The 21,625-nt window shown below is 63.4% G+C and carries 22 protein-coding genes; 13 read left to right on the forward strand and 9 right to left on the reverse strand.

Going from position 1 to position 21,625, the window contains the following annotated elements:
* Nucleotides 1-2 precede the first annotated feature (2 nt).
* From rlmH to ABOA88_RS14645, 10 genes are all read left to right on the forward strand, one after another.
* Nucleotides 3-470 (forward strand): 23S rRNA (pseudouridine(1915)-N(3))-methyltransferase RlmH, encoded by a 468-nt coding sequence (rlmH, locus tag ABOA88_RS14600; protein ID WP_043211172.1) that lies wholly within the window; start codon nt 3-5, stop codon nt 468-470.
* A gap of 17 nt (nt 471-487) precedes the next feature.
* Entirely contained in the window at nt 488-2,377 is a 1,890-nt protein-coding gene (gene mrdA, locus ABOA88_RS14605) for a penicillin-binding protein 2 (RefSeq protein WP_196170184.1), read from the forward strand.
* A 38-nt stretch (nt 2,378-2,415) separates the two neighbouring features.
* A complete protein-coding gene (gene rodA / locus ABOA88_RS14610; RefSeq protein WP_196170200.1) occupies nt 2,416-3,519 on the forward strand; it encodes a rod shape-determining protein RodA in 1,104 nt (367 codons plus the stop codon).
* 5 nt (nt 3,520-3,524) lie between these two features.
* Nucleotides 3,525-4,547 (forward strand): lytic murein transglycosylase B, encoded by a 1,023-nt coding sequence (gene mltB / locus ABOA88_RS14615; protein WP_180962724.1) that lies wholly within the window; start codon nt 3,525-3,527, stop codon nt 4,545-4,547.
* On the forward strand, nt 4,547-5,545 hold the full coding sequence (locus ABOA88_RS14620; protein ID WP_196170183.1) for a septal ring lytic transglycosylase RlpA family protein: 999 nt from the start codon (nt 4,547-4,549) through the stop codon (nt 5,543-5,545). The genes mltB and ABOA88_RS14620 overlap by 1 nt, the downstream gene beginning before the upstream one ends.
* Nucleotides 5,546-5,806: 261 nt before the next feature.
* Complete coding sequence (locus tag ABOA88_RS14625; protein WP_043211181.1) at nt 5,807-6,967, forward strand: D-alanyl-D-alanine carboxypeptidase family protein; 1,161 nt, start codon at nt 5,807-5,809, stop codon at nt 6,965-6,967.
* Between the two features lie 73 nt (nt 6,968-7,040).
* Entirely contained in the window at nt 7,041-7,316 is a 276-nt protein-coding gene (locus tag ABOA88_RS14630) for a DUF493 domain-containing protein (RefSeq protein WP_043211184.1), read from the forward strand.
* The gene (gene lipB, locus ABOA88_RS14635) at nt 7,316-7,963 is read left to right on the forward strand and encodes a lipoyl(octanoyl) transferase LipB (RefSeq protein ID WP_196170182.1); all 648 of its coding nucleotides are present in this window, start codon (nt 7,316-7,318) and stop codon (nt 7,961-7,963) included. Before ABOA88_RS14630 ends, lipB begins: the two co-directional genes overlap by 1 nt.
* A 2-nt stretch (nt 7,964-7,965) precedes the next feature.
* Nucleotides 7,966-8,985 (forward strand): lipoyl synthase, encoded by a 1,020-nt coding sequence (lipA, locus tag ABOA88_RS14640; protein ID WP_043211188.1) that lies wholly within the window; start codon nt 7,966-7,968, stop codon nt 8,983-8,985.
* Nucleotides 8,986-9,079: 94 nt separating this feature from the next.
* On the forward strand, nt 9,080-10,018 hold the full coding sequence (locus tag ABOA88_RS14645; protein ID WP_367851779.1) for a S66 peptidase family protein: 939 nt from the start codon (nt 9,080-9,082) through the stop codon (nt 10,016-10,018).
* Between the two features lie 83 nt (nt 10,019-10,101).
* On the opposite strand, the gene ABOA88_RS14650 is transcribed toward ABOA88_RS14645, so the two are convergent.
* The gene (locus ABOA88_RS14650) at nt 10,102-11,358 is read right to left on the reverse strand and encodes a lytic murein transglycosylase (protein ID WP_367851785.1); all 1,257 of its coding nucleotides are present in this window, start codon (nt 11,356-11,358) and stop codon (nt 10,102-10,104) included.
* Here ABOA88_RS14650 and ABOA88_RS14655 point away from each other — a divergent pair.
* Nucleotides 11,264-11,461: a YadA-like family protein gene (locus tag ABOA88_RS14655; protein ID WP_440127981.1), complete on the forward strand. Its 198-nt coding sequence runs from the start codon at nt 11,264-11,266 to the stop codon at nt 11,459-11,461. The two genes, ABOA88_RS14650 and ABOA88_RS14655, sit on opposite strands and share 95 nt — an antisense overlap.
* 17 nt (nt 11,462-11,478) lie before the next feature.
* Here the strand turns inward: ABOA88_RS14655 and arfA are convergent, their stop codons facing one another.
* The 4 genes from arfA to leuS form a co-directional block, all read right to left on the reverse strand.
* Nucleotides 11,479-11,643 carry an alternative ribosome rescue factor ArfA gene (arfA, locus tag ABOA88_RS14660; RefSeq protein ID WP_196146209.1) on the reverse strand — a complete coding sequence of 55 codons (165 nt, stop codon included), beginning with the start codon at nt 11,641-11,643 and terminating at the stop codon, nt 11,479-11,481.
* A gap of 191 nt (nt 11,644-11,834) precedes the next feature.
* On the reverse strand, nt 11,835-12,872 hold the full coding sequence (gene holA / locus ABOA88_RS14665) for a DNA polymerase III subunit delta (protein WP_196170179.1): 1,038 nt from the start codon (nt 12,870-12,872) through the stop codon (nt 11,835-11,837).
* Between the two features lie 42 nt (nt 12,873-12,914).
* Nucleotides 12,915-13,520, reverse strand: a complete 606-nt coding sequence (locus ABOA88_RS14670; RefSeq protein ID WP_196170178.1) for an LPS-assembly lipoprotein LptE — start codon at nt 13,518-13,520, stop codon at nt 12,915-12,917.
* Between the two features lie 61 nt (nt 13,521-13,581).
* A complete protein-coding gene (gene leuS, locus ABOA88_RS14675) occupies nt 13,582-16,188 on the reverse strand; it encodes a leucine--tRNA ligase (RefSeq protein WP_367851778.1) in 2,607 nt (868 codons plus the stop codon).
* A gap of 230 nt (nt 16,189-16,418) precedes the next feature.
* Between leuS and ABOA88_RS14680 the strand changes: the two genes are divergently transcribed.
* Both ABOA88_RS14680 and ABOA88_RS14685 read left to right on the forward strand, forming a co-directional pair.
* A complete protein-coding gene (locus ABOA88_RS14680) occupies nt 16,419-16,730 on the forward strand; it encodes a hypothetical protein (protein ID WP_196170176.1) in 312 nt (103 codons plus the stop codon).
* Between the two features lie 133 nt (nt 16,731-16,863).
* Nucleotides 16,864-17,625, forward strand: coding sequence for a YdcF family protein (locus ABOA88_RS14685; protein ID WP_367851777.1), 762 nt, complete (start codon nt 16,864-16,866; stop codon nt 17,623-17,625).
* A gap of 33 nt (nt 17,626-17,658) precedes the next feature.
* Here ABOA88_RS14685 and lnt read toward each other — a convergent pair whose 3' ends face one another.
* The 4 genes from lnt to ABOA88_RS14705 are packed head-to-tail and all read right to left on the reverse strand — an operon-like array spanning nt 17,659 to nt 21,510.
* Nucleotides 17,659-19,176 (reverse strand): apolipoprotein N-acyltransferase, encoded by a 1,518-nt coding sequence (gene lnt, locus ABOA88_RS14690; RefSeq protein ID WP_367851776.1) that lies wholly within the window; start codon nt 19,174-19,176, stop codon nt 17,659-17,661.
* An 8-nt stretch (nt 19,177-19,184) separates the two neighbouring features.
* Entirely contained in the window at nt 19,185-20,024 is an 840-nt protein-coding gene (locus ABOA88_RS14695) for an HlyC/CorC family transporter (RefSeq protein WP_043211207.1), read from the reverse strand.
* Nucleotides 20,025-20,045: 21 nt separating this feature from the next.
* Nucleotides 20,046-20,519 (reverse strand): rRNA maturation RNase YbeY, encoded by a 474-nt coding sequence (gene ybeY, locus ABOA88_RS14700; RefSeq protein ID WP_196164611.1) that lies wholly within the window; start codon nt 20,517-20,519, stop codon nt 20,046-20,048.
* Nucleotides 20,512-21,510: a PhoH family protein gene (locus ABOA88_RS14705; RefSeq protein WP_043211210.1), complete on the reverse strand. Its 999-nt coding sequence runs from the start codon at nt 21,508-21,510 to the stop codon at nt 20,512-20,514. The genes ybeY and ABOA88_RS14705 overlap by 8 nt, the downstream gene beginning before the upstream one ends.
* Between the last annotated feature and the right edge of the window lie 115 nt (nt 21,511-21,625).

Below are 21,625 nucleotides of genomic sequence, written 5' to 3' on the forward strand. Positions count from 1 at the left end.
CTGTGCGCCTGCGCCTGATCGCGGTCGGCTCGCGCATGCCCCGCTGGGTCGAGGAAGGCTGGCATGAATATGCCAAGCGCCTGCCCCCGGAGCTGTCGCTGGAGCTGGTGGAGATTCCGCTGAATACCCGTGGCAAGAATGCCGACGTCGCCCGCCTGATTCGCCAGGAGGGGGAGGCCATGCTGGCCAAGGTTCAGCCCGGGGAACGCATCGTCACTCTCGAGGTCCATGGCAAGCCCTGGAGTACCGAGCAACTGGCGGGCGAGCTGGACCGTTGGCGCCTGGATGCGCGTACGGTCAATCTCATGGTGGGAGGCCCGGAAGGCTTGGCGCCGGAGGTCTGCGCACGCGCCGAACAGCGTTGGTCGCTGTCGCCACTGACCCTGCCGCACCCGTTGGTAAGGATACTGATCGGCGAGCAGATCTATCGCGCCTGGACCGTACTGTCCGGGCACCCTTACCACAAATGAGCCTGTAAGCCCGTCCGATGTCGCAGCCGATTCGTCTGAAGGACCATGAGAAAGACGCCCGCCTGGTGCGCAGCCGCGTCGTGGTCGGCGCGGTGGCGGTCGTGCTGCTGGTGTGCGTCCTGATCGCCCGGCTGTACTACCTGCAGGTCATCCAGTACGACTACCACTCCACGCTTTCGGAAAACAACCGGGTGCACGTGCAGCCGATCCCGCCGACCCGCGGGCTGATTTTCGACCGCAACGGGGTGATCGTCGCTGACAACCGTCCCAGCTTCAGTCTGACCATGACCCGCGAACGCTCAGGTGACTGGCACCAGGTGCTCGACACCATCGTCGAGGTGCTGGAGCTGACTCCCGATGACCGGGCCCTGTTCGAAAAACGCATGAAACAGGGGCGCAGGCCATTCGAGCCAGTGCCGATCCTGTTCGAGCTCAACGAAGAGCAGATCGCCCGCATTGCGGTGAACCAGTTCCGTCTGCCGGGCGTGGACGTGGCGGCGCAGCTGGTGCGCCATTACCCGCAGGGCGCGCATTTCGCTCATTCGGTGGGGTATGTCGGGCGCATCAACGAGAAGGAGCTCAAGAGCCTCGACCCGGTCAACTACAGCGGCACCCACCATATCGGCAAGACCGGCATCGAGCGCTTCTACGAGGCCGAGCTGCATGGTCAGGTGGGCTACGAGGAAGTCGAGACCAACGCCCGAGGCCGGGTTCTGCGGGTGCTCAAGCGCACCGACCCTGAGCCTGGCAAGGACATCGTGCTGAGCCTGGACATCAAGCTGCAGGAGGCTGCCGAGGCCGCCTTGGGCGGGCGTCGCGGGGCGTTGGTGGCCTTGGATCCGCGCACGGGCGAGGTGCTGGCGATGGTCAGCCAGCCGAGCTTCGACCCCAACCTGTTCGTCACCGGCATCAGCTTCAAGGCCTATGCCGAGCTGCGCGACTCGATCGACCGGCCGCTGTTCAACCGGGTCCTGCGCGGGCTCTATCCGCCCGGCTCGACCATCAAGCCGGCAGTGGCCATCGCCGGGCTGGACAGCGGCGTGGTGACCGCCAGCAGCCGGGTGTTCGACCCGGGCTACTATCAGTTGCCCAACTACGACCACAAGTACCGCAACTGGAACCGGACCGGTGACGGCTGGGTCGACCTGGACACTGCGATCATGCGCTCCAATGACACCTATTTCTACGATCTTGCCCACAAGATGGGTATCGATCGCCTATCAAGCTACATGAACAAGTTCGGCATCGGCCAGAAGGTTTCCCTCGACATGTTCGAGGAGTCCCCCGGGCTGATGCCATCGCGTGAATGGAAGCGCGCGACCCGTCGCCAGGCCTGGTTCCCTGGCGAGACCCTGATCCTTGGGATCGGCCAGGGCTACATGCAGGCCACGCCGTTGCAACTGGCCCAGGCCACTGCGTTGATCGCCAACAAGGGCAAGTGGAACCGTCCGCACCTGGCCAAGACCATCGAAGGCAAGCCGCCGGTGGACGAGAACCCGATGGAAGATATCGTCCTGCGTGACAAGTCCGACTGGGCCAAGGTCACCCACGGCATGGAGCAAGTAATGCATGGCGCCCGGGGTACCGCCCGCAAGGCCGCGCTCGGCTCCCAGTACCGCATCGCCGGCAAGAGCGGCACCGCCCAGGTGGTGGCGATCAAGCAAGGCGAGAAATACGACCGCAACAAACTCCAGGAGCGCCACCGGGACCACGCCTTGTTCGTCGCCTTCGCCCCTGCCGAAGATCCGAAGATCGTGGTCTCGGTGATGGTCGAGAACGGCGAGTCCGGCTCCGGCGTTGCAGCGCCTGTCGTGCGCCAGGTGATGGACGCCTGGCTGCTCGACGAGAACGGCCGGCTCAAACCTGAGTTCGCGCCTGCCACCGTTGTCCAGGAATCGGCCCAGTGAAGAACAATTTCGATCGCATGCTCTCCAGCGAGGACGTGATGCGTCGGCGCGCGAGCTTCCTGCAGCGCATCCATGTCGATGGCCCTTTGCTGGTCATCCTGCTGACCTTGGCGGCCGGCAGCCTGTTCGTCCTCTATTCGGCCAGTGGCAAGAACTGGGACTTGCTGCTCAAGCAGGCCACCTCGTTTGGCATCGGCCTGGTGTCGATGTTCGTCATCGCCCAGTTCGAGCCGCGCTTCATGGCGCGTTGGGTGCCCTTGGCCTATGTGGTCGGGGTGCTGCTGCTGGTGGTGGTGGACGTCATGGGGCACAACGCCATGGGGGCCACACGTTGGATCAACATCCCGGGGGTGATCCGCTTCCAGCCCTCGGAGTTCATGAAAATCATCATGCCTGCGACCATCGCCTGGTACCTGTCCAAGCGCACCTTGCCGCCGCACCTCAAGCATGTGGCGATCAGTCTAGTGCTGATCGGCGTGCCGTTCATTCTCATCGTGCGCCAGCCGGACCTCGGGACGGCGCTGCTGATCCTGGCCTCGGGTGCCTTCGTGCTGTTCATGGGTGGCCTGCGCTGGCGATGGATCATCAGCGTGATCGCCGCAGCGGTGCCGGTGGCGGTGGCGATGTGGTTTTTCGTCATGCACGACTACCAGAAGCAGCGGGTCCTGACCTTCCTCGACCCCGAGAGCGATCCCTTGGGGACGGGCTGGAACATCATCCAGTCCAAGGCCGCGATCGGCTCGGGCGGTGTGTTCGGCAAAGGCTGGCTGCTGGGTACCCAGTCGCACCTGGACTTCCTCCCGGAAAGCCACACCGACTTCATCATCGCCGTGCTCGGCGAGGAGTTCGGTCTGGTCGGCATCTGCCTGTTGTTGCTGATTTATCTGTTGCTGATCGGCCGTGGGCTGGTGATCACCGCCCAGGCCCAGACATTGTTCGGCAAGTTGCTCGCAGGCAGCTTGACCATGACCTTCTTTGTATATGTATTCGTCAATATCGGTATGGTCAGTGGCCTTCTGCCCGTGGTTGGCGTGCCGCTGCCCTTCATTAGCTATGGCGGAACTTCGTTGGTGACGCTGCTGTCAGCGTTTGGCGTTCTGATGTCGATCCATACGCACCGCAAATGGATTGCACAGGTTTGAATAAGGTGAAGAATTTCATGCAAGTAGTGCGTGGCTGGGCTGCCCGTTGTGCGCCGTGGATTGGCGCGATGGGTTTGTTCGGCGCAGTCCAGCAGGCCAATGCCGGTGATTATGATGGCTCGCCCCAAGTGGCCGAGTTCGTCGGCGAAATGACCCGCGACTACGGCTTCGCCGGTGAGCAATTGATGGGCGTGTTCCGTGAGGTGCAGCGCAAGCAGTCGATTCTCGATGCGATCTCGCGTCCGGCCGAGCGGGTCAAGCCGTGGAAGGAATATCGGCCGATGTTCATCACCGATGCGCGCATCGCCCGTGGCGTGGACTTCTGGCGCCAGCACGAGGAGGCGCTGGCCCGCGCCGAGCAGGAATACGGCGTGCCGGCCCAGGTGATCGTCGCGATCATTGGCGTCGAAACCTTTTTCGGCCGCAATACCGGTAACTACCGGGTGATCGATGCCTTGTCGACCCTGGGCTTCGATTACCCGCCACGTTCGGAATTCTTCCGCAAGGAACTGCGAGAGTTCCTCCTGCTGGCCCGTGAAGAGCAACTCGACCCGCTGACCCTGAAGGGTTCCTACGCCGGGGCCATGGGCCTGCCGCAATTCATGCCCAGCAGCTTCCGCAGCTATGCCGTGGATTTCGACGGCGACGGCCACATCAATATCTGGAACAACCCCACCGATGCCATCGGCAGTGTCGCCAGTTACTTCAAGCGTCACGGTTGGGTGGCCGGTGAGCCAGTGGTCAGTCGTGCCCTGGTGCTCGGCGAGCGCGCCGACGAAGGGCTGACCACGGGTATCGAGCCGGTCAAGACCGTCGGGGAGTTGCGAGCCCTGGGTTGGTCGAGTCATGATGCGCTGCGCGATGATCTGCCTGTGACCGCCTTCCGCCTGGAGGGCGACAATGGCCCTGAATACTGGATGGGCCTGAAGAATTTCTACGCGATCACGCGTTACAACCGCAGCGTGATGTACGCCATGGCTGTGCATCAGCTCTCGGAACAGCTGGTTCAAGCACGGGGCGTCAAGTAATGCGCGCAATCATCTCTGCCAATACATTCAAGCTGCTGACCTGCATGACTGTCGGCATGCTGCTGGTCAGCTGTTCCTCCAGCCGACCGGCTCAGCAGAGCGGCAATGTCGTTCGCTCCAAGCCAGGGCTGGACATCAACCGCGCCCACAAGGATGGTGCGCCCTGGTGGGACGTGGACGTCAACAAGATTCCTGATGCTACGCCGACCGTGCATACCGGTCCTTACAAAGCCAACCCTTACACCGTGCTGGGCAAGACCTACTACCCGATGCAGGACTCGCGCAACTACCGCGCCGAGGGGACGGCGTCGTGGTACGGCACCAAGTTCCACGGCCAGAACACCGCCAATGGCGAGCTCTACGACCTCTACGGCATGAGCGCGGCGCACAAGACCTTGCCGCTGCCTGCCTACGTGCGGGTGACCAACCTGGCCAACGGCCGCAGCGTGATCCTGCGCGTCAACGACCGTGGTCCGTTCTATTCCGACCGTATCATCGACCTTTCCTACGCGGCGGCGAAGAAGCTCGGCTACGCCGAGATCGGCACGGCGCACGTGCGCGTCGAAGGCATCGACCCGCAGCAGTGGTGGGCCCAGCGGGGCCAGCAGCCACCGATGGTGCTCAAGGAGCCCCAGGTCGCCCAGACCCAGGCGATTCCGGCCAACACCGGCCGAGTCGAGCAGTGGACCCCGCCACCGCAGCAACATGCGGCACCCGTAGTGCCGGTGCAGGTGGGTGGCAACAATGTACCTGCCGGCAACGGTGGCAGCTTCCTGCAGGTGGGCGCCTTCGCCAACCCCGATGCCGCCGAGTTGCTGCGCGCCAAGCTGAGCACCATGGTCAGTGCGCCGGTGTTCATCAGCTCCATCGTGCGCAACCAGCAGACCCTGCACCGTGTGCGCCTTGGGCCAATCAACAGCCAGGGCGAGATCCAGCAGGCCCAGGACAGCATTCGCCTGGCCAACCTGGGGCAGGCCAAGCTGGTCACTGCCGACTGATTTAGCGGAGCGACGAGCGACGAGCGGCAAGCGGCAAGAAGAGGGGGCTGGCTTTTCCTTGTGACTTGAAGCTTGCCACTCAAGCTGTCGGTTTTGTCATGAATTGCCGGGCGCTCCCATGTACAATGTCGGCTTTTGCCCGCCGCGACACAAAGCCGCATTCTGCGGGCCAGGCCCATGGCCGCAAAACTAGCCTGACTGGCGCTGGGCACACGATGTGTCCCAGGGAACATCAGACCATTAGCGATTTTCGAGAGACGGATGAACATCACCAACCTTGCCAAACGACTTTGCCTGCCCGTTCTGCTGATGATCATGCCTGCTGCCTTCGCAGCAGAGCAAATGATGCCAGCGCCACCGCAACTGGCCGCCAAGTCCTATGTACTCATGGATGCGTCCAGCGGCAACGTGCTGGTCGAGAACAACGGTGACGAACGCCTGCCGCCGGCCAGCCTGACCAAGCTGATGACCGCCTACATCGCCACCTTGGATATCCGTCGTGGCCAGATCGGCGAGAACGACCCGGTCACCGTCAGCGAGAACGCCTGGCGCACCGGCGGCTCGCGCATGTTCATCAAGGTCGGCAGCCAGGTCAGCGTCAGCGACCTGCTGCACGGCATCATCATCCAGTCGGGCAACGACGCCTCCGTCGCACTGGCCGAGCACATCGCCGGCAGCGAAGACGCCTTCGCCGACATGATGAACAAGACCGCCGCCGACCTGGGCATGAGCAACAGCCACTTCATGAACCCCACCGGCCTGCCGAACCCGGAGCACTACTCCTCGGCCCACGACATGGCCCTGCTGGCGCGCGCGATCATCGACGAAGATCCGGCCCACTATGCGATCTACTCGCAGAAAGAGTTCTACTGGAACAACATCAAACAGCCGAACCGCAACCTGCTGCTGTGGCGTGACAAGACCGTCGACGGTCTGAAGACCGGCCACACCGACGAAGCCGGCTACTGCATGGTGGCTTCGGCCGTTCGCGACGGCCAGCGTCTGATCGCCGTGGTGTTCGGCACCAACAGCGAGCAGTCCCGCGCCGCCGAGACCCAGAAGCTGCTGACCTACGGCTTCCGCTTCTTCGAAACCCAGACCTTCTACCAGAAGGGCACCGAGCTGACCCAGTCCCCGGTCTGGAAAGGCGCCACCAGCCAGGTGAAGGCCGGTCTTGCCAACGACCTGACCCTGACTATGCCTAAAGGCCAATTGAAGCGTCTGCAAGCTTCGATGACCATGAACCCGCAACTGACCGCCCCGATCGCCAAAGGTGACGTGATCGGTAAAGTTGAAGTCAAACTGGACGAGAAAGTGGTTCACAGCGCCGACCTCATCGCCCTCGACGGCGTCGAGGAAGGTGGTTTCTTCCGCCGTATGTGGGATAGCATCCGTCTGTTCTTCTACGGGTTGTTCAACTGATACGTGACCTGCACGCCCCTGCGTATCCTGCGGGGGCGTTGTTGTTGCCACGGCTTACGAGGCCGTTTCCGCCATGAGCGAACCTGACGTCAAGTCGCACAAGATCGAATTCCCTTGCGACGATTACCCGATCAAGGTAATCGGCGATACCGTGGTTGGTTTCAAGGACACCGTGATCGAGATCCTGAGCAAGTATGCCAAGGTCGATCTGTCCACCCTGGCCGAGCGCCAGAGCAAGGAAGGCAAGTACACCACGGTGCAGTTGCACATCGTTGCCGAAAGCGAGAACCAGCTGCACGATATCAACAGCGCCCTGCGCGCGACCGGCATCGTGAAAATGGTGCTCTGATGCCTTCCTGCCTCGGTTTTCGCGATCTTGGCCTGCAGCCCTATGAACCGGTGCTGGAGGCCATGCGGCGCTTTACCGAGCAGCGCAGCCCGGACAGCCAGGACGAAATCTGGCTGGTCGAGCACCCCTCGGTCTTTACCCAGGGCCAGGCCGGCAAGGCCGAGCACCTGTTGGTCCCCGGCGACATCCCGGTGGTGCAGACCGACCGTGGTGGCCAGGTGACTTATCATGGCCCCGGCCAACTGGTGGCCTACCTGTTGCTGGATGTTCGTCGCCTGGGGTTTGGTGTACGCGAGCTGGTCAGCCGGATCGAGCACAGCCTGATCGACCTGCTGGCCAGCTATGACGTCCATGCCGTGGCCAAGCCCGATGCGCCTGGCGTCTATGTCGATGGGGCGAAGATCGCCTCCCTCGGCCTTCGAATCCGCAATGGCCGTTCGTTCCACGGCCTTGCCCTGAACGTGGACATGGACCTTGCGCCATTCCGCCGAATCAACCCCTGTGGGTATGCGGGGCTGGCGATGACCCAGTTGCGTGACCTGGCAGGTCCGATCGAACTCTCCGAGGTCAGGACAAGGCTGCGCGGACAGCTGGTCAAGCACCTCGACTATGCTGAGCAGACGACCCTCACGGGCGGAATCGACTGAATATGACAACAACTGTGCAAGAAGCCGTGCCGAACCCGGTACCCACCCAGGACGCCGCCGCGCGTCCCGCGCCAAAGAAAGTCGAAGCAGGCGTGAAGCTGCGCGGTGCTGAAAAGGTCGCGCGTATCCCGGTCAAGATCATCCCTACCGAAGAGCTGCCGAAGAAGCCGGACTGGATTCGCGTGCGCATCCCGGTTTCCCCGGAGGTCGACCGCATCAAGCAACTGCTGCGCAAGCACAAGCTACACAGCGTGTGCGAAGAAGCCTCCTGCCCGAACCTGGGCGAGTGCTTCTCCGGCGGTACCGCGACCTTCATGATCATGGGTGACATCTGCACCCGTCGCTGCCCGTTCTGTGACGTCGGCCACGGCCGGCCGAAGCCGCTGGACCTCGACGAGCCTAAGAACCTGGCTGTGGCCATCGCCGACCTGCGCCTGAAGTACGTGGTCATCACCTCGGTGGACCGCGACGACCTGCGTGACGGCGGTGCTCAGCACTTCGCCGACTGCATCCGCGAAATCCGCGCCCTGTCGCCTGGCATCCAGCTGGAGACCCTGGTGCCGGACTACCGTGGTCGCATGGACGTTGCCCTGGAAATCACCGCCCAGGAGCCGCCGGATGTATTCAACCACAACCTCGAGACTGTACCGCGCCTGTACAAGGCCGCGCGTCCGGGTTCGGACTACGACTGGTCGCTGGACCTGCTGCAGAAGTTCAAGCAGATGGTCCCGCATGTACCGACCAAGTCTGGCCTGATGCTCGGCCTTGGCGAGACCGACGAAGAGGTCATCGAAGTGATGCATCGCATGCGCGAGCATGACATCGACATGCTGACCCTGGGCCAGTACCTGCAGCCTTCGCGCAGCCACTTGCCGGTGCAGCGATTCGTGCACCCGGACACCTTTGCCTGGTTCGCCGAGGAAGGGTACAAGATGGGCTTCAAGAACGTTGCCTCCGGCCCTCTGGTGCGCTCTTCGTACCACGCCGACCAACAGGCCCACGAAGCCAAGATCAAGCTCTGAGCCTGGCTGAGTGATCAATGCCGATGCACGCCGGAAGGCGGCATCGGCATTTTTGTTTCCGGGAACTGCCCCAGTACGTGCAAGGAACTGTTCGATGAACTGCGTTGAAACCCTGGATGCATCTCTGCCTGCAGCGCTGCCCGGTAATGCCTGTTTTGCCATCGTCGCCCCGGCAGGCCCGGCCCGGTTGGACGGGCGCAAGGCAAGCCAGTGGTTTGCCGACCGAGGCTACCAGTGCCGCCTGTTTCCGGGCGTCAGTCAGGCCGAAGGCTATCTGGCGGGCCCAGACCAGCAGCGTCTGGATGACTTGCATGGGGCGTTTGCCGATCCTGAAATCGACGCCATCCTGTGCATGCGCGGTGGCTATGGCAGCATGCGCCTATTGGATCGACTCGATTTCGACCTGATCCGCCGGCACCCCAAGCCGCTGATCGGCTACAGCGATATCACTGCCCTACACACAGCGCTCCAACGCCACGCTGGGCTCATCACCTTCCATGGCGGCATGCTCAATGCCGATCTGCTCGGCGCGAAGCAGGAGCCGACGATCAGTTCATTGTTCGATCAACTGGGCGGCAAGGTCAGGCAGGGTGACATGCTGGCCCATCCCGATACCTACCCACTGACCTGCGTGACCCCTGGTGTTTCCAGCGGGCGTTTGCTGGGCGGCAATCTATCGGTGCTGTGTGCGACCTTGGGGACGGTGGGCGAGATCGACAGCCAGGGCTGCATCCTGTTCATCGAGGACGTCAACGAGCCGCTGTACCGCGTTGACCGGCTGCTGACCCAATTGCGTCTTGCCGGCAAGCTGGAGGGGGTTCGAGGTGTGCTGGTGGGCGATTTTGCCGGAATCACCGTGCCGGCGATGACGCCGCTGCTGAAGGATATCTTCGGGCCGTTGGGCATCCCGGTACTGGCGGGGTGGCGCAGTGGGCATTGTGACCCCAACCTGTGTCTGCCGCTGGGGGCCAGGGTGAGGTTGGACAGTCAGGCCATGCAGCTGTCATTGGAGCAGTCTTTGTTTGAGCGATAGAGCCTGGGTGCTGGCCTTGAGACTGGCATGGAACCTGTGGAAGCGGGTGTACCCACTCCCACAGGGCTGCGCTCGTTACCGGGTTACCGGCGACGCAGGCTGTCGAGCAGCTTGTGAGTCGGATACCCATCTGCCGGCCAACCCAGTGCCTGCTGGGCATTGCGGATGGCCTTGCGGGTATTGGCGCCAATGATGCCATCGGCATTGCCGGCCTCGTGGCCGCTGGCGTTGAGAAGATCCTGCAGTTCGATGCGTTCGCTACGGCTCAGTGGCAGGTCGTCCTTGGGCCAACTGCCAGCGATGAAGCCCCAGCCATAGAAGCGATCGCCCAGCAGGCTGACCGCCAGGGCGTAGGACGAGGAGTTGTTGTACTTCAGGATCGCCCTGAAGTTATCCAGCACCAGGAACGCCGGGCCACGAGCTCCTGCCGGCAGCAGCAGGGCGGCGGACAGCTGGCTGCTGCCGGCCGGCAGTTGGGTGCCGGCTGGCAGTTTCACGCCCAGTTGCAGCCATTCGCTGACGCTCTTGCGCTGGACGCCATCGGCCAGCCAGTAGTCGAAGCCTGCGGGCACTTGCACTTCGAAGCCCCACGGCTGGCCACGTTTCCAGCCCGAGCTTTGCAGGTAGTGGGCCGTGGAGGCCAGGGCATCGGCAGTGCTGTTCCAGATATCGCGACGGCCGTCGCCGTCGAAGTCCACCGCGTGGGTGTTGTAGGTGGTCGGAATGAATTGGGTCTGGCCCATGGCGCCGGCCCAGGAGCCGCGCATGGCCTCCGGCTGGATGTCGCCGTTCTGCAGGATCTGCAGGGCGGCAATCAGTTGGTCCTGGGCGAAGGTCGGACGACGGCCTTCGTAGGCCAGGGTGGCCAGGGAGCGGATCACCGATTTGTTGCCCTGGAACTGGCCGAAGTTGCTTTCCATACCCCAGACCGATACCAGCACCTGGCGGTCCACGCCATAGCGCTGCTCGATGCGCGACAACAACTCGGCATGTTGCTCGAGCAGCTTCTTGCCGTTGCGCACACGCAGCGGCGATAGGGCGCCGTCTAGGTATTCCCACACCGGGCGGGCGAATTCGGGTTGGCTGCGATCGGCCTTGATCACGTCCATGTCGGGTGTGACGCCTAGGAAGGCGCGATCGAAGGTGTTGGCACTGATGCCGGCTTGCAACGCCTGCTGGCGGAAGCCTGCCTGCCATTGGGCGAAGGTTTGCAGGGGCTGGATTTCGTTGCTGGTGTCGGGCGTGGTGCCCGGCAGGGTCACGTTCGGCGCAGGCTGCGCGGGGGCCAGCGGCAAGGCGTCGGCGGCGGTGGGTTTTTCCGCACAGGCAACGAGCAGGATGAAGCTGGAGGCTGCGATCAGCTGGCGAGAAGGCCAACGCAGGGACAGACGAAAGGGCATGCACAGATCCAGAATTGCGGTTCAGGTGCCGACCATATCATGACTGGGGGGTTCCTGCCTTCATGCGGCCAAAAAGCAAGAAGCCTCCCAATCTCTCGATTGGAAGGCTTCGCGGCGGTAGCTGCCTTTGCCCTTGTTCGGTCGTTCCTGGCGGCAGCGGAACAGTGGCTGGGCGACGATGGACTTGGCTTTGTTCGGGCCGTGTTTTTTCGGCTTCTTGCTCATGGCGGAGACCCTGGTTGGGTGGATGTCGCGGCGCACTGTAAGACCAGGGTAGGGCAGGAGCCAATTGATTGTATTTATGGGCAGATAGGGGCTGGCTTGCAGATTTTTCAGCCCATGACCTCTGGTGGTTGGGGCTGCTGTGCAGCCCATTGCAGGCTTCGCCACCCCCTACAGGGATTGCGCAGACCAACCTACTCGGCAGGCAGCGCCAGGCGCTGACCGGCCATCAGCAGCGACAGCCGCGCCAGCCCCGTCCAGGGGGAGCCCTCGGCCTGACCCTTGATCTGTGCGTCGATGCGCTGGGCATCCTGCAGCAACTGCGCCCAACGCTGCGCGGACAGGCGCTGGAGAGCTTTGCTGACCAGAGGTCGGCGTTTATCCCACACAGGTGGTCGCGCCTGGCTGAAGGCCTTGTCCAGCGGCACGCCTTGGCTGAATTGCTGGGCAAGCCCAGCCAGCAGGCGCAACTCGCGCGCCAGGGCCCAGAGGATGACTGGTGGCTCGACCCCTTCGCCGCGCAAGCCTTCCAGCATGCGCAGGGCGTGGGCCGCCTCGCCGTTGAGGATGGCATCGACCAGCCCGAACACGTCGAAGCGAGCGCTGTCGGCTACGGCGGCCTGCACGGTTTCCACCGTGATCTGGTTGCCTTCGGCCAACAACTTGAGTTTTTCGATCTCTTGGGCGGCGGCCAGCAGGTTGCCCTCAACCCGCGCGGCGATCAGGTCGACCGCGTCACGTTGGGCGGACAATCCGGCCTGGGACAGGCGCTGGTTGATCCACTGTGGCAGTTGCTGGGCGTCGACCGGCCAGATTTGGATGAATTGGCAATGCTGGCCTTCGATCAGCGCCTTGCCCCATTTGGTCTTCTGCGCGCTGCCGTCGAGTTTGGGCAGGCTGATCAGCAGCAAGGTGTCCTCGGCGGGGTTGGCGCAGTACTCCATCAACGCGGCAGCGCCCTTGTCGCCGGGCTTGCCCGACGGCAGGCGCAGCTCCAGCAGGCGCCTCTGGGCGAACAAGGAAAGGCTGGCGCCGGCCTGGAGCAGCGTGCCCCAGTCAAAATTGGCGTCGGCACTGAACACCTGGCGTTCGTCGAAGCCTTGCTGGCGAGCCGCGGTACGGATGGCGTCGGCGGCTTCCTGGCAGAGCAGCGGATCGTCGCCGCTGACCACGTAGACCGGGGCCAGGGCACCTTGCAGGTGTTTGTTGAGTTGGGCGGGGGAGAGCTTCATGGTGGATGCGGGGGCACCCGAAGGTGCCCCGTTCGGCCTCGGTCAGTTGGCCGGAACTTCCATTGGGGATTGCTGCGGCGTTTCGTCCTGCTGGCGGCGGGCCGCCTCCTGGGCCTGGGCTTCGGCCTTGGCGCGTTCTTCTGCTTTGCGCTGCAGGTCGTCCAGCTGTGCTGGGGTCATCATTTGCAGGCGAACGATCATGGCCTGGAGCAGATCGCGGCGCATTTCCTTGCGGGCCTGGGTGGCTTCCTGGTCGGAGCCGGTGATGTTGTCGCCGTCGTGCACGTAGATCTTGCGCACTTCGACCTTGTCGCTCAGCAGTGGAATGTCGTTCAGACCCAGCATGCTGTAATTGAGCACGGTGGTGAGTTCGTATTCGACCGATCGATTGCCGCTGCTGTAGGTGGCGGCGCGCTGGGTTTGCTGCTCGTCGGCCAGCACCAGGCGGTAGGGGGCGCCTGAGTGGACGTTGACACCGTTGCGCTTGAGGGTTTCGCGCAGCTCGGTCACGGTCTCGCCATAAGCATTGCGCGCGCGCAGGTCCATTTCCTTGATGCTCAGCTCGGTGGTGCCGGTGCCGCGCAGCTGGAAACCGCAGGCGCTGAGCACGACGGCCAGGCCCATTACCAGCAGATTGCGTTTGATCATGTTGTAGCTCCCTTGTGGGCCGATTCCGCCCGCCCGCGACATGCGCAGGCGGGCGTTGCCATCAGTTGGCGACGATGTTGACCAGCTTGCCCGGCACCACGATGACCTTGCGGATGGTCAGGCCATCGATGAAGCGCAGGACGTTCTCGTTGCTGCGGGCGGCGGCTTCGATCTCTTCACGGCTGGCGCTGGCGGGCATTTCGACCTGGCCACGCAGCTTGCCGTTGACCTGGACCACCAGGGTGATGCTGTCCTGGACCAAGGCGCTTTCGTCGACGCTTGGCCAAGTGGCATCGATCACGGCCTGGTCGTGACCCAGGTGCTTCCACAGCTCATGGCTGATGTGCGGCGTGATCGGGGCCAACAGCAAGGTCACGGCTTCCAGGCCTTCCTGCAGCAGGGCGCGGTCCTGCTCGGTGGCTTGCGGGGCTTTTTCCAGCACGTTCATCACAGTCATCACCTGGGCGATGGCGGTATTGAACTTGTGGTACTGGCCCACGTCGGTGGTGGCCTGCTTGATGGCGGCGTGGATAGCGCGGCGGATAGCTTTCTGTGCATCGTCCAGTGCGGTGACGTCCAGCTTGCCAGGCAGACCCTGGCTCACGTGGGCCTGGGCCAGGCGCCATACGCGGCGCAGGAAGCGGCTGGCACCTTCGACACCGGAGTCGGACCACTCCAGGCTCATGTCGGGCGGCGAGGCGAACATCATGAACAGACGGCAGGTGTCAGCGCCGTAGGCGTCGATCATGGCCTGTGGGTCCACGCCATTGTTCTTGGACTTGGACATCTTCTCGGTGCCGCCGATTTCCACCGGCAGACCGTCGGTCTTCAGGCGGGCGCCGATGATCTTGGCCTTGGCGTCACGCTCGACCTCGACGTCGGCCGGGTTAAACCAGTCCTTGCCGCCGTTGCTGGCGGTGCGGTAGTAGGTCTCGGCGACGACCATGCCCTGGGTCAGCAGGTTCTTGAACGGCTCGTTGGAAGTGACCAGGCCTTCGTCGCGCATCAGCTTGTGGAAGAAGCGCGCGTAGAGCAGGTGCAGGATGGCGTGCTCGATACCGCCGATATACTGATCGACCGGCAGCCAGTGGTTGGCCGCTTTGGGGTCGACCATGCCGCCTTCGTAGTTTGGCGAGGCATAGCGGGCGAAGTACCAGGACGACTCGACGAAGGTGTCCATGGTGTCGGTTTCGCGCTTGGCCGCGGCGCCGCATTTCGGGCAGCTGCATTCGTAGAATTCAGGCATGCGCGCCAGAGGCGAGCCGGCACCGTCCGGCACCACGTTCTCGGGCAGGGTGACCGGCAATTGGTCTTCCGGTACTGGCACATCGCCGCAGGATGGGCAGTGGATGATCGGGATCGGGCAGCCCCAATAGCGCTGGCGGCTGATGCCCCAGTCGCGCAGGCGGAACTGGGTACGCGATTTGCCCAGTTGCTTGCGGATCAGCGCGGCTTCGATGGCGTCGAAGGCGCCTTCGAAGTCCAGGCCGTCGAATTCGCCGGAGTTGATCAGTTGGCCGTGCTCGCCGTAGGCGGCCAGCCACTCGCTGCCGACGTCGTCGCCGGCGCTGGTGCGAACCACGGCCTTGAGCGGCAGGTTGTACTTGTGGGCGAACTCGAAGTCGCGCTCATCGTGGGCCGGAACAGCCATCACGGCGCCATCGCCATAGTGCATCAGCACGTAGTTGGCGACCCAGACCGGCAGCTTTTCGCCAGTCAGCGGGTGCTGGACGAACAGGGAAGTAGGCATGCCCTTCTTCTCCTGGGTGGCCATGTCGGCCTCGGCGACGCTGCCGCTCTTGCATTCATCGATGAACGCCTGCAGTGCCGGGTTGCCCTGGGCGGCCTGGGTGGCCAGCGGGTGCTCGGCGGCGACCGCGACGTAGGTCGCGCCCATCAGGGTGTCCGGACGAGTGGTGAAGACCTTGAGGGTGCCTTCGTGGCCGACGCTCGCCTGGTCGTAGGGGAACTGCACTTCCATGCCGCGGGACTTGCCGATCCAGTTGCGCTGCATGGTCTTGACCTGCTCAGGCCAGCCCGGCAATTCGTCGAGGCTTTCCAGCAACTCGTCGGCGTAGTCGGTGATGCGGAAGTAGTACATCGGGATTTCGCGCTTCTCGATCAGCGCGCCCGAACGCCAGCCGCGGCCGTCGATGACTTGCTCGTTGGCCAGTACGGTCTGGTCGACCGGGTCCCAGTTGACGGTGCCGTTCTTGCGGTAGATGACGCCTTTTTCGAACAGGCGGGTGAACAGCCACTGTTCCCAGCGGTAGTAGTCCGGCTTGCAGGTAGTGACTTCACGCGACCAGTCGATCGCCAGGCCCAGGCTCTTGAGCTGGGACTTCATGTAGTCGATGTTTTCGTACGTCCACTTGGCCGGGGCGACGTTGTTCTTCATCGCGGCGTTTTCGGCCGGCATGCCGAAGGCATCCCAACCCATTGGTTGCAGGACGTTCTTGCCCTGCATGCGCTGGTAGCGGGCGATCACGTCACCGATGGTGTAGTTGCGCACGTGGCCCATGTGTAGCTTGCCGCTCGGGTACGGGAACATCGACAGGCAATAGTAGGTGTCCTTGCCTGGCTGTTCGGTGACAGCGAACGATTGTTGCTCGTCCCAGAAGGTCTGGGCGGCGGCTTCTATATCACGGGGCGTGTATTGTTCGTGCATGGCTACTTTGTGCTGAGAGAGATAAGGACCCTGTTTCCAGGCAGCGGAACCTCGCTGCGTCCGGCACTGCGGTGTCGTTGAGTGAACGCCGTAGCATACATGAGCGCCGCGCATCGTGGGAAACCTTGAATGCGGCCCCGGGGCCGTTGGTCGCGGCACCGGGCTGCTTTTCAGAGTGACGCTAAGCTCATCTTTGGGGGAGATATTCTTATCTTCAATGAGGTGAACGGATGGGAGAGTCGCAGCTACCCGCAATCAAACCGGAGCTATACGAACGCTTGATCGACCGCCTGGGCTTGGCACTCGAAGTGGCCAAAACCTCCGTACGATTACGCGACGAGATGCCAGCTGAACTGGAACTGCGTGGGCTGAGCCACGCCGAGTTCGAAGTGATCAAGGCCTACCTGGAAACCCTCCCGGAAGGTCGTTTCGCCAGCGCCGGTGCTTACCAGCAACCGGAGCCGACGTCGGCGAAGATCGTCTGGCTCAAGGACCAGAAACGCCCCGCCACCACGGCGAGATCCCGGACGCTGTCCCGCTAGCCGTTCTGGATTCCAGGCGCAGACCGTCGTGCGCCGGTACTCAACTTAAACTGCTCAATGATCGGCGCCGGACGCGCACTTGTTGCCCGGCGCCGATCCTCTTAGGCTGCACACCTTTCCAGGAGGACCGTGCATGCCGCTTCGCTATTTCATCAAGCAATGGTTGCTGCCCCCCGGTGTGCTGTTTCTGCTCCTGCTGGCAGCCTGGTGGCTGCGCACGCGACGCCCGCGTCTGGCGGCCCTGTGCTTTGCTCTTGGCCTGGGTGGTTTGTGGCTGATGAGTCTGCCGCTGGTGGTGCAGCAGGCGGCCCGGCAGCTGGAGACCGAGGCGCCATTGCCGATGGCGCAATGGGCGGCACTGGCAGGGCGAGCCGACGCGATCGTGGTGCTGGGCGCCGGGCGTGAGCGTGGCGACCCGGCCTGGGGAGAAGAGGACCAGCCGACCGGTACCGCGCTTGAGCGCATGCGGTATGCCGCGCAGCTGGCCAAGGCCTCGGGGCTGCCGGTGTTGACCACTGGTGGACTTCACTACGGCACGCCGCCGAGCGAGGCGCAGTTGATGGCTGATCGCATGAAGGCGGACTTTGGCGTTGACGTGCGCTGGAAGGAAGAGGCCAGCCGCACTACCTGGGAGAACGCCCAGTTCAGCGCACGACTGGTGCAACCCCAAGGCGTGCGTCGCGTGGTGCTGGTAACCCAGGCCTGGCACATGCAGCGCTCGCGCTGGAGTTTCGAGCAGGCGGGGTTCGAGGTGGTGCCGGCGCCGGTCGGGTTCCTGGGCAAGGATCATGCGCAGCCGTTCGCCGGCTTGCTACCCGATGGCCGGGCGGTGTGGCGCAGCGGGCAGTTGCTCAACGAGGCGATGGGGTTGGTGGGGTATCGGTTGTTCTACTGATCGCATGGGGGCCGCAATGCGGCCCCTGGAGGTTCACACAGTCTTGGCGATCCGGCTCGCCAGGAGCGCCCAGCCCAGCAGCAGCGCGCAGAGAATTGCCAGCGGCCAGGAGCGCCATTGCAGGTACGGCGTCAGTTGTTGCATTGGCACCACATCCCCGTAGAGGACGGCTTGCTGGAACTGCGGGATCTGCGCAGTGATCTTGCCGAAGGGGTCGATCAACGCGGTGACGCCATTGTTGGTGGCGCGAATCATCCAGCGTCCGGCCTCGAGGGCACGCATCTGGGCCATTTGCAGGTGTTGCAGGGGGCCGATGGAGGTGCCGAACCAGGTGTCGTTGCTGATGGTCAGCAGCAAGTCGCTGCGTGCGGCCAGGCCGGCTGCGAACTCGGGATAGACCACCTCGTAACAGATGAACGGCGCAACCTGATAGCCCTTGGCCTGCAGCAAGGGCTGGTCCGCCGGGCCGCGGGCGAAGTCCGACATCGGCAGGTTGAAGAACTCGATCAGCCCACGGAGCATGTCCTGTAGCGGTACGTATTCGCCAAAGGGCACAAGCTTCTGCTTGAGATAGGTGCCGTCGCCCTCGCCGGTCACGGTGATGCCGTTGTAGTAGCGGCGCTGATGGTGCACCACTTCACGCACTGGCACCCCGGTGATCAGTGCCGAATGCCGATCGGCGGCAAAACGCCCCATCACGTCGATGTAGCCCTGGGCTTGGTCCTTGAGCACTGGTACGGCGGTTTCCGGCCAGACCAGCAAGTCCACTGGCTTGGAGCTGAAGCTCATGTCGCGGTAAAGCGCCAGTTGCGCATCGATGTGCGCCGGGTCCCATTTCAGGTCCTGCTCGACATTGCCCTGCAGCGCGGCAACCTTCAGTGGATCACCGGAGGGCTGGGTCCAGGCGTGCCCCTTGAGCGCCATGCCGATCACCCAGGGCGCCAGCAGCACTATCACTCCCACCACCAGGAACGAGGGGCGCCCACGCAGGCGGTGCAGGTTGCACAGCAGCGCGGCGCTCAGTGCCAGGACAAAGGAGATCAGCCACACGCCGCCCAGCGGTGCCAGGCCGGCCAGGGGGCCGTCGAGCTGACTGTAGCCTGCGTACAACCACGGGAAACCGGTCAGGAACCAGCCGCGGAAGGCTTCCTGCAGCAGCCATAGGGCGGCGAAGCACAGGGCATCGGCCAGGGGCGCCTCATTTCGGCGCAGCCAGCGCGCCCATAGCCAGGTGGGCAGGGCGAAGAACCAGGCCAGGGCGGCGAAGAAGGCCACCAGCAGCGCGATCGCCAGCGCCGGGGAGGCGCCGCCGTAGGTGTTCATGCTGACGTAGATCCACCAGGTGCCGGCACCGTACAGGCCGAAACCGAACCACCAGCCACGCCACATGGCCTGGCGCGGGCTGAGCTCGCGCAGGCCGAGGTAGAGCAGGGCGATGGACAGCAGCGCCAGTGGCCAGATGTCGAACGGCGCCAGGGCCAGGAGGGTCGATGCGCCGGCCGCCAGGGCCAGCAGGTTACCGGGCCAGCCGGGGCGGGTGATCCAACGCATGTTTGTCCTTAACGGGTGATCGGGGTCAGGCGCAGCAAGTGTATCCGCCGGCTGTCGGCGTTGAGAATACGGAACTTGTAGGCCCCGATCTCGGTGGTCTCGTTGCGCTTGGGCAGGTGGCCGAAGGCGCTCATTACCAGGCCGCCCACAGTATCGAACTCATCGTCGGAGAACTCGGAGTCGAAGAACTCGTTGAAGTTCTCGATCGGGGTCAGGGCCTTGATCAGGAAGTCGCCACTGGGCAGTGGCTTGATGTAGCTGTCTTCCTCGACGTCGTGCTCGTCCTCGATGTCGCCGACGATCTGCTCGAGCACGTCCTCGATGGTCACCAGGCCCGCCACGCCACCATATTCGTCGATGACGATGGCCATGTGGTTGTGGTTGGCGCGGAATTCGCGCAGCAGCACGTTCAGGCGCTTGGACTCCGGCACGAAGGTGGCCGGGCGCAGCAGGTCCTTGATGTTGAAGCTGTCGCCGTTCTCCTTGAGGATCAGCGGCAGCAGGTCCTTGGCCAGGAGGATCCCGAGCACATCGTCATGGCCTTCGCCGATCACCGGGTAGCGCGAGTGCGCGGCATCGATCACCGCTGGCAGGAACTCGCGTGGGGACTGGCTGGCCTTGATGCTGATCATCTGCGAGCGCGGCACCATGATGTCACGCACCTGCAGGTCGGCGACCTGGATGGCGCCTTCGACGATGGTCAGCGCTTCGCTGTCGAGCAGCTTGTTCTGATGGGCTTCGCGCAGCAGCTCGAGAAGCTCCTGGCGGTTTTTCGGCTCATGGGCAAAAGCCTGGGTCAGTTTACCCAGCCAGGACTTCTGCCCATTGCTCGATCGGTCTTCGCTCATGGCGGTTACTCGTGATCCTTTTCAGTTGTCAGGTTGTGTGATTTCGTCGTCGGCGTACGGGTCCGGGTGACCCAGTTCAGCCAGCAAGGTTCGTTCCAGGGCTTCCATCTCCTCGGCTTCGTCGTCTTCGATATGATCGTAGCCAAGCAGGTGCAGGCAGCCATGGATGACCAGGTGCGCCCAGTGGGCTTCGAGCGACTTGCCTTGCTCGGTGGCTTCGCGCTCGACCACTGGCACGCAGATGACCAAGTCGCCCAGCAGGGGGATATCGAGCAGGTCATCGGGAACGTCGGCGGGGAAGGACAGCACGTTGGTGGCGTAGTCCTTGTGCCGGTAGGTGCGATTCAGCTCACGGCCTTCGGGTTCATCGACCAGGCGAATGGTCATTTCCGAGTCGGCGGTGCGCTGGCGCAGCGCCAGCTCGCACCAGCGGCGGAAGGCAGCGTCATCGGGGGCAGCAGCATCCGTGGCCCGTTGCAGGTCGAGTTCAAGCATCTTTGCCGGGGACCTCGGGCTTTGCCTGGCGCGCGTCGAAGCGGTCGTAGGCTTCGACGATACGTTGCACCAACGGGTGGCGGACCACATCCTTGGGCTGGAAGTGGGTAAAGCTGATGCCCGGCACGTCCTTGAGCACCTCGATTACATGGGCCAGGCCCGACTTGGTGCCGCGCGGCAGGTCGACCTGGGTGATATCGCCGGTGATCACCGCTGTCGAGCCGAAGCCGATGCGGGTGAGGAACATCTTCATCTGCTCCAGGGTGGTGTTCTGGCTTTCGTCGAGGATGATGAAGCTGTTGTTCAAGGTGCGGCCGCGCATGTAGGCCAGCGGGGCGATTTCGATGACTTGGCGCTCGATCAACTTGGCCACGTGTTCGAAACCGAGCATCTCGTAGAGCGCGTCATAGAGCGGGCGCAGGTACGGGTCGATCTTCTGGGCCAGGTCGCCAGGCAGGAAGCCGAGTTTCTCGCCGGCTTCCACTGCCGGGCGCACCAGCAGGATGCGGCGCACCTGTTCGCGCTCCAAGGCATCCACAGCGCAGGCTACGGCCAAGTAGGTCTTGCCGGTACCGGCCGGACCGATGCCGAAGTTGATGTCGTTGGCCAGGATTTCCTTGACGTAGCGCTGCTGGTTGACCCCGCGCGGGCGAATGTTGCCCTTGCGCGTGCGCAGCGAGACGCTGACCTCGTTGACCGCTGGGTTGTCGAGGTTCTCGACGGTCGATTCCTGCAGGTACAGGTGGACGGTTTCCGGCGACAGTTCGGAAGCTTTGGCTTCGCGATAGAGGCGACGCAGCAATTGCTCGGCGGCAGAAGTGGTCTTGGGTTCGCCAATCAGTTCGAACTGGTTGCCGCGGTTGCGGATCTCGATGGCCAGGCGTTGTTCGATCAGGCGCAGGTGCTCGTCGAACTGGCCGCACAAGTTGGCGAAGCGGTGGGCCTCGAAGGGTTCGAGGATGAAACGATGAGGTTGTATGGGTGCGTTCAAGGTCGTTTTTAGCCGCTCGACGGCAATGGATGTGAACTCAAGAATAACCCTTGAAGGGCAGTGGCGAAAGCACTGAAACGATCAAGGGACAGGTATCTGTGGTGGCGTAGGCGCG

The sequence above is a fragment of the Pseudomonas sp. PKS genome (assembly GCF_051913525.1).
Taxonomy (GTDB): domain Bacteria; phylum Pseudomonadota; class Gammaproteobacteria; order Pseudomonadales; family Pseudomonadaceae; genus Aquipseudomonas; species Aquipseudomonas guariconensis_D.

Bases quoted from the DNA above. Each gene is read 5' to 3' on its own strand.
- mrdA (WP_196170184.1), top strand. From the start codon at position 488: ATGTCGCAGCCGATTCGTCTGAAGGACCATGAGAAAGACGCCCGCCTG.
- rodA (WP_196170200.1), top strand. From the start codon at position 2,416: ATGCGTCGGCGCGCGAGCTTCCTGCAGCGCATCCATGTCGATGGCCCT.
- ABOA88_RS14620 (WP_196170183.1), top strand. From the start codon at position 4,547: ATGCGCGCAATCATCTCTGCCAATACATTCAAGCTGCTGACCTGCATG.
- ABOA88_RS14625 (WP_043211181.1), top strand. From the start codon at position 5,807: ATGAACATCACCAACCTTGCCAAACGACTTTGCCTGCCCGTTCTGCTG.
- ABOA88_RS14630 (WP_043211184.1), top strand. From the start codon at position 7,041: ATGAGCGAACCTGACGTCAAGTCGCACAAGATCGAATTCCCTTGCGAC.
- lipB (WP_196170182.1), top strand. From the start codon at position 7,316: ATGCCTTCCTGCCTCGGTTTTCGCGATCTTGGCCTGCAGCCCTATGAA.
- lipA (WP_043211188.1), top strand. From the start codon at position 7,966: ATGACAACAACTGTGCAAGAAGCCGTGCCGAACCCGGTACCCACCCAG.
- ABOA88_RS14645 (WP_367851779.1), top strand. From the start codon at position 9,080: ATGAACTGCGTTGAAACCCTGGATGCATCTCTGCCTGCAGCGCTGCCC.
- arfA (WP_196146209.1), bottom strand. From the start codon at position 11,643: ATGAGCAAGAAGCCGAAAAAACACGGCCCGAACAAAGCCAAGTCCATC.
- holA (WP_196170179.1), bottom strand. From the start codon at position 12,872: ATGAAGCTCTCCCCCGCCCAACTCAACAAACACCTGCAAGGTGCCCTG.
- ABOA88_RS14670 (WP_196170178.1), bottom strand. From the start codon at position 13,520: ATGATCAAACGCAATCTGCTGGTAATGGGCCTGGCCGTCGTGCTCAGC.
- leuS (WP_367851778.1), bottom strand. From the start codon at position 16,188: ATGCACGAACAATACACGCCCCGTGATATAGAAGCCGCCGCCCAGACC.
- ABOA88_RS14680 (WP_196170176.1), top strand. From the start codon at position 16,419: ATGGGAGAGTCGCAGCTACCCGCAATCAAACCGGAGCTATACGAACGC.
- ABOA88_RS14685 (WP_367851777.1), top strand. From the start codon at position 16,864: ATGCCGCTTCGCTATTTCATCAAGCAATGGTTGCTGCCCCCCGGTGTG.
- lnt (WP_367851776.1), bottom strand. From the start codon at position 19,176: ATGCGTTGGATCACCCGCCCCGGCTGGCCCGGTAACCTGCTGGCCCTG.
- ABOA88_RS14695 (WP_043211207.1), bottom strand. From the start codon at position 20,024: ATGAGCGAAGACCGATCGAGCAATGGGCAGAAGTCCTGGCTGGGTAAA.
- ybeY (WP_196164611.1), bottom strand. From the start codon at position 20,519: ATGCTTGAACTCGACCTGCAACGGGCCACGGATGCTGCTGCCCCCGAT.